At 41.1% G+C, this 14,372-nt stretch carries 10 protein-coding genes; 9 read left to right on the forward strand and 1 reads right to left on the reverse strand.

What is annotated here, in order from left to right:
* Nucleotides 1-15: 15 nt before the first annotated feature.
* The 4 genes from ACYVBM_RS16900 (at nt 16) to ACYVBM_RS16915 (ending at nt 8,782) form a co-directional block, all read left to right on the forward strand.
* Nucleotides 16-1,665: a RagB/SusD family nutrient uptake outer membrane protein gene (locus ACYVBM_RS16900; RefSeq protein ID WP_460686873.1), complete on the forward strand. Its 1,650-nt coding sequence runs from the start codon at nt 16-18 to the stop codon at nt 1,663-1,665.
* Between the two features lie 235 nt (nt 1,666-1,900).
* A complete protein-coding gene (locus tag ACYVBM_RS16905) occupies nt 1,901-4,240 on the forward strand; it encodes a glycoside hydrolase family 31 protein (RefSeq protein WP_460686874.1) in 2,340 nt (779 codons plus the stop codon).
* Nucleotides 4,241-4,273: 33 nt separating this feature from the next.
* On the forward strand, nt 4,274-6,295 hold the full coding sequence (locus ACYVBM_RS16910; RefSeq protein WP_460686875.1) for a family 43 glycosylhydrolase: 2,022 nt from the start codon (nt 4,274-4,276) through the stop codon (nt 6,293-6,295).
* Between the two features lie 126 nt (nt 6,296-6,421).
* Nucleotides 6,422-8,782 (forward strand): beta-L-arabinofuranosidase domain-containing protein, encoded by a 2,361-nt coding sequence (locus ACYVBM_RS16915; protein ID WP_460686876.1) that lies wholly within the window; start codon nt 6,422-6,424, stop codon nt 8,780-8,782.
* 102 nt (nt 8,783-8,884) lie between these two features.
* On the opposite strand, the gene ACYVBM_RS16920 is transcribed toward ACYVBM_RS16915, so the two are convergent.
* Complete coding sequence (locus ACYVBM_RS16920; RefSeq protein WP_460686877.1) at nt 8,885-9,961, reverse strand: NAD(P)/FAD-dependent oxidoreductase; 1,077 nt, start codon at nt 9,959-9,961, stop codon at nt 8,885-8,887.
* Between the two features lie 192 nt (nt 9,962-10,153).
* Here ACYVBM_RS16920 and ACYVBM_RS16925 point away from each other — a divergent pair, with 192 nt between their 5' ends.
* The 5 genes from ACYVBM_RS16925 to ACYVBM_RS16945 all read left to right on the forward strand — a co-directional run bounded on the left by ACYVBM_RS16925 (nt 10,154) and on the right by ACYVBM_RS16945 (nt 14,139).
* Complete coding sequence (locus ACYVBM_RS16925) at nt 10,154-11,038, forward strand: OmpA family protein (protein ID WP_460686878.1); 885 nt, start codon at nt 10,154-10,156, stop codon at nt 11,036-11,038.
* 174 nt (nt 11,039-11,212) lie between these two features.
* Nucleotides 11,213-11,545, forward strand: a complete 333-nt coding sequence (locus tag ACYVBM_RS16930) for a DUF6249 domain-containing protein (RefSeq protein WP_460686879.1) — start codon at nt 11,213-11,215, stop codon at nt 11,543-11,545.
* A 1-nt stretch (nt 11,546) separates the two neighbouring features.
* On the forward strand, nt 11,547-12,107 hold the full coding sequence (locus ACYVBM_RS16935; protein ID WP_460686880.1) for an RNA polymerase sigma factor: 561 nt from the start codon (nt 11,547-11,549) through the stop codon (nt 12,105-12,107).
* Nucleotides 12,108-12,554: 447 nt separating this feature from the next.
* Nucleotides 12,555-13,544: a TlpA family protein disulfide reductase gene (locus tag ACYVBM_RS16940; RefSeq protein ID WP_460686881.1), complete on the forward strand. Its 990-nt coding sequence runs from the start codon at nt 12,555-12,557 to the stop codon at nt 13,542-13,544.
* Nucleotides 13,545-13,704: 160 nt separating this feature from the next.
* The gene (locus ACYVBM_RS16945) at nt 13,705-14,139 is read left to right on the forward strand and encodes a 6-pyruvoyl trahydropterin synthase family protein (protein ID WP_460686882.1); all 435 of its coding nucleotides are present in this window, start codon (nt 13,705-13,707) and stop codon (nt 14,137-14,139) included.
* The last annotated feature ends 233 nt before the right edge of the window (nt 14,140-14,372 follow it).

Genomic DNA, 14,372 nt, shown 5'->3' on the forward strand with positions numbered 1-14,372 from the left:
GTAATAATTACAGAAATGAAAAAAATAAAGTGTTATATAAAATTTTGGATGGCCGTTGCTGTTTCTTTTCCTGTGCTTTTTTCAGCCTGCACAAAACTAAAAGATACTTCGTACAGTCAGATCGTTTCAGGAGGATTCACACCTACGGGCTCAGATATCAGCGCGTTGGCAGGTGCTGCTTATGTAGATTGGCGTGGTTTACTTTTACAGTGGAATACTGTTTACAGGGCACAGGAGGTTTCGGGCGACCAAATGCTAACGCCTGCGCGCCCGAATGGGTGGGTTGACGGCGGCGTTTACCGGAGAATTCATGAGCACAAATGGACTACAGAAGATGATGTGGTTGTAAATGTGTGGACAAGGGCCTACCAGGGCATCACCAATTGCAACCGCATTATTTACCAGGTACAATCAGGTGCTATTCCTGTAGCGGCAAAAGATACTACTTCATTAGTTGCCGAGCTAAAATTGTTGCGCGCTTCTTATTACTGGATGCTGTGCGATATATATGGCAATATTCCTATCGTTGACCGGTTTGATGTTCCGGCAGGTTACCTGCCAAAACAGAGTACAAGAAAGGAAGTCTATGATTTTATTGTGAATGATCTTCTTGTAAATATTCCCAAAGTAACGGATGAAGTAAGTAAACAAACGTATGGTAAATTTAATAAATGGGCAGGGCTTGTGCTTCTTGCAAAAATGTATTTGAATGCACAGGTTTATAGCGGTATTCCTGAATGGGAAAAGTGTAAAGTTGTATGTGATACCATCATGAACTTTGCAATAAGTTCAGGTAAATTTATTTTAGAGCCCAGCCAAAAAAGTGTTTTCGTTACGGAGAACGAAAATTCTAAGGAAATCATCTTTGCGTTACCTTTTGATTCCAAGTATGTGAACGAATGGAATTCGTTTGACATACACATGCAAACATTGCAACCAGAGAACCAACAAACCTACAATCTGCAGTCTTCGCCGTGGGGCGGTGTTTGCGCCATCCCTCAATTTATAAGCTCTTTTGATCCTGAAGACAGCAGGCTGACAGAAAACTTTATCTATGGGCAGCAGTTTACTGCATCCGGCGACAGTATTTTTGGTACCATGGGCGCCTATGTAGGGAAACCGCTGGCGTATCGAAATTATGTGCCTGGCGTAGATCTGTCAGAGGAAGTAGATGGTTACCGCCTTGGCAAATTTGAAATTGCAATGGGCGCCACAAACCGATTGAGTAACGACTGGCCGCTGTTCAGATATGCTGATATTCTGATGATGAAAGCGGAGTGCTTATTGCGTACAGGTGATGCGAATGGTGCGGCGGCATTGGTAACCCAGGTTCGTCAGAGAGCATTCAGACTGAACCCGGGTAAAGCGGTTGTAACCGGCGCGCAGTTGCAGCAGGGAAGCGTTTACGATTACGGGTTGAGAAACCATCTTACTTCAACACAGGAGGGAGGTGCAGATATTCAATATGGGCGCTTTCTTGATGAACTGGCCTGGGAATTTAACCAGGAAGCAAGGAGAAGAACTGATATGATCCGCTTTGGCGTTTTTACCAGGAAGTCATGGTTATCTCATGCTCCAAACGGAGATTACCGCGCACTTTACCCTGTACCTAAAACTGAAATTGATAAAAATTCGAACCTGAAACAGAACTCTGGCTATAATTAAAAATAGCCATTCATAATCATAAACTTTAAGTCTTATACCCAACGAAGAGAAACATCTCCTCTCCTTTACAGAGAGGGGGGATTTCTCTTTTAAAAGCGATCCTTCAGGTTCGATAACTGCTAATGGTAAAAAAGAATATAAAAAGCTTGCTGATGTATTTTATTAAATGTAATTTAGACAATTAATAAATGCAGGACTTGTCTATCATTATATCATAACGTTAAAAAAAAGAGCAATGAATGCATACCGGAATTTTTTTTTATTTGTTCTTACATTGTTTGTAATTACAGGAACAAAAGCTCAGATAGTTCCCCAAACAGCGCATAGTATAAAAGCTAATGCACAGGGGATAGACGTAGAAATACAATTTTACAGCCCGGGAATTGTTAGGGTGTTTAAAACTCCTGAAGGGCAAAAAGTAGATAAACAAAGCCTGTCAGTTATAAAAATGCCTGAAAATATATCGGTTGTGAGCACGTCAAAGGAGAATATTTTGTCTCTTCAAAGCGCGGATATTCGCGTGGATTTTAATACGTATACCGGCCGGGTTTCCTTCTTCGATATAAACGGTAATGCGCTGTTTACCGAAAAAGATTACGGCGCACAGTTTACGCCCTTTGATGATGCGGGCAATAAAACATTTACTGTGCGTCAGGCTTTTTTGTTAGATAAAAATGAAGTGGTATATGGTTTGGGGCAGCAGCAAAATGGCCGCTTAAACCAGAGGAACCAGAAAATATTCTTGCGCCAGGACAATATGAAAGTGGCAATTCCTTATTTTATTTCAGTAAAAGGGTATACAGTATTCTGGGATAATTATTCGGCTACTACTTTTACCGACAATCGCCAGGAAACTTCTTTTGATTCAGAAGTGGGTAATTGTGCAGATTATTATTTTATGTATGGGAGAGATGGTGATGCTATGGTGGCTCAGATGAGGTCCCTTACGGGGCAAGCTCCTTTGATGCCACTATGGGTGTTTGGATTTAATCAAAGCCGTGAGCGGTATAAAACCCAGTTTGAGTTAACTGAAGTTGTAAAAAAATACCGTGAGTTGAAAGTGCCTTTAGATGGCATTATACAAGACTGGCAGTATTGGGGAAAAGACAGCAATTGGAATGCGATGTCATTCGACTCCGCTTCCTTTCCCCGTCCCCAGGCAATGGCAGACTCCATACATAAAATGAATGCCCGGTTATTTATTGTGGCATGGCCTGGCGTTGGCCCGCATACTCCATTATATAAGGAATTTAAGGAAAAGAAAATGCTGATAGATTTTGAAACATGGCCGCCACGCAGCGGTTCACGCCCTTATGATGTGTATAATCCGACAGCGCGTAATATTTATTGGGAGTACATGAACAAAGGGTTATTTGCTGCAATAGAAAACGATGCCTGGTGGCTCGACTCTTCAGAACCTGACCATATTAACATAAAAGATAAAGATTTTGACCAGCCCACTTATCTTGGTACTTACAGGAGCGTTGTGAATGCTTTCCCGCTAATGCATGTAGGTGGTGTTTATACACACCAGCGCAATACAACAAGTGCAAAGCGTGTAAGCATTTTAACCCGCTCTGCTTTTGCAGGTCAGCAGCGCTATGGTGCTAATATATGGAGTGGCGATGTGAGTTCAACCTGGGAGGTTTTGCAAAAACAGGTCCCGGCTGCATTGAATTTTTCTCTTACAGGCATTCCCTATTGGAACGCTGATATTGGAGGCTTTTTTGCAGGCCGTTTTAATAGTGGCGGCGGTGCCAAAAATCCGGAGTTTCAGGATCTTTATACACGGTGGATGCAGTTTGCCGCTTTTACACCTATGATGCGATCGCACGGAACAGATGTTAAACGAGAGATTTACCAGTTTGGCAATCGCGGCGAATGGGCTTTCGATGTACAGGAAAAATATATTAATCTCCGTTACAGTTTGTTGCCTTACATCTACGCTTCAGCATGGGATGTAACCGCTCGTTCGGGCTCTTTTATGCGTGCGCTGTTTATGGATTATAAACAGGATACAACTGTTTATAATATTAGTGACGAATACCTGTTTGGAAGATCATTTTTAGTAGCGCCGGTAACTGAAAAAAATGCTATTTCACAAAATGTATATTTGCCTGCCGGGGCAAACTGGTACGACTTCTGGACAAATGATTTATTAAATGGAGGCACAACGGTAAATAAACAAACTCCCCACGAAATAATACCCCTGTATATAAAAGCCGGTGCTATTATTCCCTGGGGGCCAAAAGTGCAGTATGCCATGGAAAAGAAGTGGGATAATCTGGAGATAAGGATCTATCCTGGAGCAGACGCTGATTTTACGTTATATGAAGATGAAGGAGATAATTACAACTATGAAAAAGGTGCTTATACTGAAATTAATTTTCATTGGAACGATAATGCAAAAACATTGACCATTGCAAATCGTAAAGGCGCATACAGTGGTATGCTTATAAAGCGGAAGTTTAATATTGTTATTGCAAAAGCAGGCAGGCCAATGGCTGATGCCCATACAACAGTATTTGATATGACAGTTTCATATAACGGAAAGGCAATAGCTGTGAGATTTTAATGTATAATAATAGTGGTAATAAGTAAACATCTGTTGACAATACTATTGATCATTGTTTTTTTTAGAAGCAATGCCCAAATAGCTACTTCGGAAAAGAGCTTTGCCGGTTATCTTTTTGCCTATTTCGAGGGTTCGGGACAAAAAGACAAACAGGAACAGTTACGGTTTGCAGTAAGTGAGAACGGCATCAACTGGTTTGCGCTGAACAGGAACCAGCCCCTTATTCCTTCTGATAGAATATCCCAGACAGGAGGTATCCGCGACCCGCATATACTGCGAGGTGCTGATAGCAAAAATTTTTATATGGTAGCAACAGATATGTTCACCATGAAAAATGGCTGGGACAATAATCCCGGTATCATCCTGATGAGATCGGATAATTTACTGGATTGGAAGCATAGCGTTATTGACCTGGCTAAACTATATCCCAAAAAATTCAGTGATGTAAAATGGGTATGGGCCCCGCAAACCTTTTATGATAGTAAAGCAAAGAAACATTTAGTGTATTTTACCGTTCGATTTCATGGTAATGATAAACTCGATTTTTATTCGGCCTATGCCAATAAAGATTTTACAGGCTTTGAAAAAGAACCGGTTTTAATGTTCAGTCCTAAATATGGCGGCATTGACGGGGATATTATTTATAAAGACGGTCTGTACCATTTCTTTTATAAAGGCAATACGAAAGATGAAGCAGGAAAAGAATTTAAGAATGGTATCCGGCAGGCGACAGCTAAATCCCTGCGCGGCCCCTGGAAAGAAGATCTCAAATACTTAGATGCTTATGCCGATACCAAAACCAGTGTAGAAGGATCCAGTGTGTTTAGATTGAATAATTCTGGTGAATATATTTTAATGTACGACCTGTACTCCAGCGGACGTTACGAATTCCAGAGAAGTACAGACCTGTTTAATTTTACTGCTAAGCCCGAATCATTCACCAAAAATTTCAACCCGCGGCACGGCAGCGTTATCAGCATTACAAAAGAAGAGGCCCGCCGGTTAAATGAAAAATGGGGTGGTGTTCCGGTAACGCTTTTACAACCGCAGGCGGCAGGTGATCACTATCATTTCACCTCAAAAGGCAATCCCATTATCACCCATCATTACACCGCCGATCCTGCCGCTATGGTGGAGAAGGATACCCTATGGCTTTTTGCGGGGCACGATTTTGCCGGTGGGCAGAAAGGGTATAAAATGAAAGACTGGCTGGTCTATTCCACTACCGATCTGCATCGCTGGACAGAGTATCCCGTATCCATGAAAATTACCGATTTTTCCTGGGCGAAAAGTGGTGATGCGTATGCAGGTCATGTAGCAAAGCGCAACGGCAAATATTACTGGTACATCAGCACCAACTGGAGCGGCATTGGCGTAGGCGTTGCCGACAGGCCGGAGGGGCCGTATAAAGATGCTTTAGGCAAGCCCTTGCTCACCAATAAAGATTGTTTTGCCTCCACTCATTCCTGGGCCTGTATTGACCCGGCTATATTTACAGATGACGATGGGCAGGCATGGATATTCTGGGGCAACAGGGAGTGCTATTATGCAAAACTCAAAGAAAATATGCTTGAGATTGACGGGGAAATTAAACATATTCAATTTGATGGATTTGATTTCACCGAAGCGCCCTGGGTACATCAACGCAATGGATGGTATTATTTAACCTATGCCACCGGCTTTCCCGAAAAAACTGCCTATGCCATGAGCCGCAGTATTAATGGCCCCTGGGAATATAAAGGCATTTTAAATGAAATAGCAGGTAACAGCAATACGAATCACCAGGCGATTGTTGATTTTAAAGGCAGCTCCTATTTTATATATCACAATGGTGCCATCCAAACGGATGGCGGCAGTTATAGCCGTTCTGTTTGTATAGATAATCTATACTATAACGCAGACGGTACCATAAAGCGCATACAGATGACAACGGAAGGTGTTGAGCCTGTAACAGGGCATAATATCTCAGAGCAAGTGATGGGACTTGGGCTAAACCGGGCGTCGTGTTTATTTGATAATTGGAAATTTATAAAATCAGGCGTAAGCAAATATTGATAGTTTATATGCCAAGCAGACCGATGATAGCAATTCACGCCGGAAATAGCCTGCGACTTCCGATAGTTATTGGGACCGGCTGCATTTTTTGGACAAACAAAAAAGTGAAAATAAAAAATACGAAAAATGGTAAGAGATTTTTTGAACATTACTTTAGTTACTCTTTTATTCCAGGTTACAATAAATGCACAGGAAAAGCCAATGCTGAGCTATTTCAATCTGCAGGATGTAACCCTGCGGCAAAGCCCGTTTAAACATGCCGAAGACTTAAACAAAGAATACCTTTTAGAGCTGGATGCCGACCGGCTGCTGGCGCCATTTCTGCGCGAAGCAGGTTTAACTCCCAAAGCACAAAGCTATACCAACTGGGAGAATACCGGGCTGGATGGTCATATCGGCGGGCATTACCTTTCGGGCTTATCGCTCATGTATGCTTCCTCCGGCGATACGGCTATCAGGAACCGCCTGGATTATATGATCAGTGAATTAAAAAGATGCCAGGATGCCAACGGGAATGGTTATATAGGCGGCGTGCCGGGCGGGAAAGCCATCTGGCAGGAAATAGCATCCGGTAATATTAAAGCAGGCGGCTTTGATCTCAATGGCAAATGGGTGCCTTTGTACAATATCCATAAAACCTACGCGGGGCTGAGAGATGCTTACCTTGTTGCAGGTAATATAACAGCAAAAGAAATGCTGATAAAGATGACCGACTGGGCCGTGCAGTTAGTGTCCCGTTTATCCGATACGCAGATACAGGACATGCTGCGCAGCGAACATGGAGGGCTAAATGAAACTTTCGCCGATGTAGCTGCTATTACCGGCAACGAGAAATATCTAAAGCTGGCGCACCGGTTTTCGCACCTCGCCATCCTCGATCCTTTACTGCACCACGAGGATAAGCTTACCGGTATGCATGCCAATACGCAGATACCCAAAGTGCTGGGTTTTAAACGCATTTCGGAGGTAGAAGGAAATGCTTCATGGGAAGATGCTGCCCGTTTCTTCTGGGAAACTGTGGTGCAGCAGCGATCCGTAAGTATCGGGGGTAACAGTATTTCTGAGCACTTCAACCCGGTAAGCGATTTCTCGCGCATGGTAACAAGTATTGAAGGGCCGGAGACTTGCAATACCTACAATATGCTGCGGTTGAGCAAAATGCTCTACCAGACTTCTAAGGACAAAAAATACATGGATTATTACGAGCGGGCATTGTATAATCATATTCTTTCCACCCAGCATCCCGAAACCGGCGGGTTGGTTTACTTTACGCAGATGCGTCCCGGTCACTATCGTGTATATTCCCAGCCACAAACCAGCATGTGGTGCTGCGTGGGCTCGGGACTGGAAAGCCATTCCAAATACGGGGAAATGATCTATGCGCACACCGGTCATGAATTATATGTAAACCTGTTTATTCCCTCGGCATTAAACTGGAAGGAGAAAAAGGTGCGCATCGTACAGGAGAATCATTTTCCTGATGAAGCGAAAACGAAGCTGACCATTCATCCTCATAAAGCAACCTCCTTTACCCTGCAACTGCGCTGGCCGGAGTGGGTGGCTGCTGGTGCATTAAAAGTTTCCGTAAACGGGAAGCACTATCCGGCTCAAAATAATAACGGGTATGTTGCCATTAGCCGTAAATGGAGAAAAGGAGATGTGGTTACAATGGAAATGCCTATGCAATTGCATACAGAGCAGCTGCCCGATCATTCCAATTATTATACGTTCCTGTACGGGCCAGTAGTACTGGCCGCAAAAACAACAGCAGATGATCAGCAGGGATTATTTGCTGATGACAGCCGCGGCGGGCATATTGCCAGGGGAAAGCAAATACCCCTTAAAGATATGCCGATTGTTGTAGGCAATGCAAACAGCCTGCCTGCATTGCTAACACCGGTTAAAGGCAAACCACTGACCTTTCAGCTGAACAGCCTGTTCCCCGAAAAATACGCAACAGGTATGGAGCTGATACCTTTTTACAGGCTGCATGCGTCGCGCTATATCATTTACTGGCCGCAGGCTACAACTGCTGGAGTAAAAGAAATACAAAAGAAAATTGAAGCGGAGGAGCAGGAAAGGATAAAGCTGGATGGGGTTACAGTGGATAAAGTGGTTTGTGGTGAACAGCAGCCGGAATCGGATCATTTTATACAGCAGCAGGATTCCCGCACCGGTTTTACGGACGATGTGCACTGGCGGGAAGCCCGTGGATGGTTCAGCTACCGGGTTAAGACGACCGGTGCCGCGCAGCTGTATCTAAAATATTTTGACAATGATAAAAACAGGAATTTTGATGTGCTCATCAACGGCAGCAAGCTTACTACATTACAACTAAACGGCGGAAAGGGCAATGTGCTGCAAACAAAGGTCATTTCAATTCCAACCGGTCTTCTGAATTTGGAAACAGCAGAAATACGCATCAATGCGCATAGTGAATTTATGACAGGAAAAATTGCGGAAATACGGTTATTACGGAAACAATAAATAAATAGCAGGATGTTTTATTAAAAATGCTTGCTCTTCCGGTTGCCTGCATCGTTGCAAGGAAAGTCTAAATAACCTCATTTTCTTTAGCCGATATGGATGTTATGCAGAGGTTCTTATCAGGATACGGCCGTGCCTGTTAATATCAGCATCTTTTTCAATAGGAGCCTGATGCAAAATATGCGATGTGAGCTGGCTGGCAAAATAGGGGGCAAGTGAGCATCCTTTAGTGCCCATGCCATTTAAAATACCAACGTTTTTGTGAACAGGGTGAAGGCCTGCAAACGGCCGACGCTCTACAGTGGCAGGGCGGACAGCCGCTTTATGATCTACGATCTTAAAAGCAACCTTAAGCCAGCTTTTTAAGGTTTGCTCTGCCGACTTTCTGAATGCTGCTGTTGGCTTATCATCGTCAAAATCCCATATATAATTACTGCCTGCCCAAAAAGTGCCTTTCTCTCCAAAAGGGATCAGCGCCAGCGATTTCTTATAAATAAGATCAGCGGGTAAGTCCGGTGCCTCAATAATGACAGCTTCGCCTTTATTTAAAGCAAAGGGCAAAAGGGAAAAATAAGGATTGGTATATCCATAAGCACCGTCGCAAAAAAGGATAAGGTCGGCTTCCATATCGTCATATATGATATGGTCGGCATTTACTTTCAGTTTTGAAAAATTAAAATTGGTATTGATGAACCGGCCTTTTGAAATAAGGTAATTTCTCCATGCCGGCAATAATGTCTGTAAATGTACGATATAAGAAGGGCTGATGAGGCCTGCTCCGAATTCATAATTGAAGTATGCTGACAGGTAAGTTTCGTTATCTGCGAGGCTGATATAAGGAGCCTGCTGGTTAAGTTTTTTTAGAAAACTCTCTCTCATGAAAGGATTAGGAAAAAAATCTATAATGCTGGTCTTAGAAATAGCGGCTATATGAAGAAAGGTACCGATTTCGTTATATGTTTTTTCGGCAAAGGGTAAGATGTGCTCATCCAGCCAAACGGTAACGACACGCCTGCCAGTAACAGGATTGATTAAACCGGCTGCGGTTTTGGAAGGTGTATTTTTCGTTTCATCATCAATAATTATACACTCAACCCCTTCTTTTTCTAAAAACCAGGATAACAGGGTGCCTGATATACCCTGGCCTACAATTAATATTTTTTTATTTTTGAATTTCATTAACAAATTTTATTTTAATCTGTTGATAATTAGATATTTAAGATGGTATCGGGCTGCTATTTTTGTTAAAGTGGATCAATAAGATGAAAGCAGATGCAACTTAGGCATTTAATTTGTCATCCTACTCAATAAAATATGTTTTTGTGCCTGCAATTCAGGCATTTAAGGTTGTTTTAATTAAAATATTGTTGAATGAATAAGCGAATTTTTATAGCTCCGGTAGCAGCTATGCTCGGTGGATTAATGTTAACAGGTTGTGTAAGTACCAAAAAATTTACGGCACTGCAGGCTGATTATAATAACCTGAACAGCAGGTACCAGACCGCACAGGTAGATCTGGCCAGCAGTCAGGCGAGGGTAAAAAGCCTTGAAGAACAGCTGGAGCAGGAAAGAGCTAACAATGCCTCTCTGAAAAAAGCGTTAGCCACTTTACAGGGTACCCTCGATAAAAGCATTAATCAAAATACCCAGGGCAATGTAAATATTGCAAAGCTGGTAGATGAGATCAATGCTTCAAACAGGTATATACAGCACCTGGTCAATGCCAAGAATAAAAGCGACTCGCTTAATATAGTGCTTACCAATAATCTTACCCGCTCTTTAAGCAGGGAAGAACTAAGGGATGTTGATATTAAAGTATTGAAAGGTGTGGTATATATTTCATTGTCCGATAATATGCTGTACAAATCCGGCAGTTACGAAATTTCAGAAAGGGCAGGAGAAACATTGAGCAAAATTGCGAAGATCATACTTGATTATAAAGATTATGACGTGTTAATTGAAGGTAATACAGATAATGTACCGATCAACCGGCCTAATATCCGCAACAACTGGGATCTGAGTTCGCTGCGCGCTTCGTCTGTGGTACAGGCGCTGCAAAATAATTACGGAGTAAATCCAAAGCGTCTGACTGTGGGCGGACGCGGTGAATATAATCCTGTTGCTGATAATGCTACTGAGGAAGGAAAGACCAGGAACCGCCGCACTGAAATTATCATCACTCCTAAATTAGACCAGTTTATGGAACTGATAGACCAGGCACCGGCGAAAGATTCGACGCTCCCTGCCCAGGGATAACAGAACAGTATAGCGGAATATATTTTTTTAAGTCACCGATTCGGTGACTTTTTTTATCCCATTGTAGCTTCCGCCAACCAGTAAAACACTGGCAAGAGCATAAGAAATGAATTTAATCGCACATATTTTGATAAAATTGTAACCTTTTTTCCTTTTCCAGGTATCTAATATTATATGGATATCAAAACCGTTATAACCATTCTTTTGGTCTGTTTAGGCGTATTCGTATTTCTTGCTTGGTTCTTCTCGCATAAGGCGAAACATTTGGAGCGACTAAGGTTGATCGAAAAAGGGATAGATCCCGATTCTTTAAAAAATGATGACAACCGCTTCCTTTGGAAGAGAATAGGGGCCATATTATTAGGTCTGGGCGCAGGGTTGTTGATTATTTCAATATTGTTATTCATAAATCCTAAAATAGTCAATATAAATTCGATGCCTTTGGCAATACTCATCATATGTTGCGGGATAGCAGTAGTGTTTTCAAATAAAGATAAAAGGCCCTGAGGTGAAGGATAATTCAATTGATCAGGAATACATTACTAAAGTTTGCGATGGGGATTCCGAATCCTTTAGATTTTTTATCAACAAATATAAAAATATCCTATTCACTTATGCATTTACAATTTTAAAAGATAGCCAGCTTGCAGAAGAAGCGGTACAGGACGCATTTTTAAATGCCTTTAGATATTTAAAAAATTTCGGGAACAAATCCAGCTTTAAAACCTGGTTAATTAAAATAGCCATTAACGAAGCGAATAGAAAAAAAACGCAAATAGCAGCCCACATCATTTTATCGGAGCGCTTTAATGAAAACCTTATTGATTATAGCGATTCCCCGGAATTAAATGATAACATAGAAATTATCCAATACGCATTAAACCGCATTGCGAAAGAAAAAGGCCTGGTATTAAGATTGTTTTATATTGATGAGTATTCCATAAAAGAAATAGCAGGAATAATGAAATGGGGGATACCTAAAACAAAGGTCACATTACACAGGGCCAAAAAAGAAATAGTAAAGATGGTAAAAGAACTTCAATCTAAAAAAGATGAAAAAGACGGATGAAAAAGAGGAAGAAATATTGAACCTCATTGCTTCCTCAAAACTTGAACTCAAGAATATTTATTTTGAGGACAAGTGCATGCGACTGATCAGGAAACAGCCTGATTTTTATAACGCGTATATTTCCTATTACAGAAAAGCGATCAGGTTTTATCTCGCCGGCATTCTTATTTGTTTGGCGATAATCTGCTTCAGTCTGATTGTCTACCAGGGTAATATTATGTTTTCTCTGCTTTTGCAGGCATTTTCAATAGCGGTTGTCTGTTATATAATCATACAAATTAAGGATAAGGTACACGCCACACGTTAAGGTATCATTACTCAAGACTTAAAATTCGAAAGGTGAAAAAGATTATTTTCATGATGGCATTTTATTGCCTTTTAGGAACCACCTCTGCCAATGGCCAGGAATTTATTTTTTCCGGGAAAATTAATTATCCTGATTCTTTAATGATATTATTCGGCACCGAAGACAAGGTTGATACTTTGATTAGCCCAACAGGGGAATTCCATTTTTCAAGGAAACTGGAACATCCGGCACTGCTTACGATTGCCGCTATGGATTTCAAAAATAACAGGAATAGTAATTTCCGTAGATTTTTTGCAGGTAGCGGGTCTGGCAGCCTTAACTCAGAATTTCAGAATTTGGGGAATAGCCCTGTTCAATTATCTGAAACAAGATATAATGATACCTATGAAGGCTTTAGGAGTCATTTAAACCCGCTGGTCGGGATTGCGCGAAAAGTTATAGACACTTCTTATTCAAAACAATTGACTGCTGAAGGAAAAGGTCTTTGTAATAAACTCTATGATTTTATAAACACCATTGAAGATCAGGTAATAGAAGAATTTATCAGAGAGAATACTGGTAATATAGTTGGTGCTTATGTTTTCAACACTTATTTTAAAACCGAAGTAAACGCTGAAAAAGCCAGGTATTTGTTTGATAAATTTCCGGTAGACTTACAACAGTCGTCCTACCTGAAAGATATTTTTTTAAAGATAGCTGCGGCAGAAAAAATTGCCGTAGGGGTACCTGCTCCCGTGATTTCAGTCACATCTTTGGACGGAGAAAATGTTATGATCGGATTACCACAAAGCGCTTATACAATAGTTGATTTTTGGGGCACCTGGTGCACGCCATGTTTAAAAGGAATAGAAAGAATGAAGAATTACCATCAAAAATATCAGGGCAGGATTAAATTTATCAGTGTTGCCTACAATGATAACAAAAGCAATATTCAAAAAGTTGTTGATGAAAATCGGATTGACTGGCCGCAAATTTTAAACAATGCCCAAAAAACAGATTTAGTAAAACTTTTTAATATCTATGCAGCACCGACAAAAATACTGATTGATAAAAATGGAAAAATAGAAAAAATTTTTGTAGGAGAAACCGATGCTTTTTATTTTTATCTGGACAATCTTGTTTTGAAATAGTTTAAGAGAAAAATGAAGGTGGCAAGAAACCAGGTATCCATATGTGATTGCTACAGTAGTAAAGAAGTATTTTACCTGTTTGCATCATGCGTTTAACCTCGATTTGCTACATATCATTTTGTTCCACATCTTTGCAGCAGTTTATATTTATCTAACAGGTATGATACGATTAACAAAGGTTTTTCATTTTGAAACAGCGCATGCTATTTATGGTTATGATGGGCAGTGTAAAAATATTCACGGGCACTCTTACGAGCTGCATGTTACCATAAGCGGAAAGCTGCCGGATACAGAATTCATTCCAGCTCCTGGTTTTCTCCTGGACTTTAAAGATATAAAAAAGGCCGGTGCAGAGGTAGTAACGCTGCTGGATCATAAAATAGTGTTATCTGCCGATTATGTAACAGCGCATCCTGAAATAAGCACCCACGAGAACCTGGAAATATGGCCCTGTGAACCTACCGCAGAAAATATCCTGTTGTATGTAAAAAGAATATTTGACAAGAACCTGCCTCAAAATATAATACCGGTGCACTTAAAGTTATATGAAACCAAAGATTCCTACGCCGAATGGCTGGCAGCATCCCCTCTATAGCTTAAAAAACATCTCTTAAGATACTTCAAAGGGGAGATCCTGCAGACTTTCCTGTTTATGCAAGAGTGAGTGCTGTTGCCATTGGGGCATTTTAGAACAAGATATTTACAAATTGTTTGCCTGTGCTTTGGGTGTTCCCGAAAATTAAAAGATAGTCATTGTACGATTATTTTCGTACATTAAGAGAGGGTGTCAAATTCATCATTTGTTTGTTGGGTGAGTATTTTTACTCT

It is taken from the genome of Niabella aquatica (genome assembly GCF_054779315.1).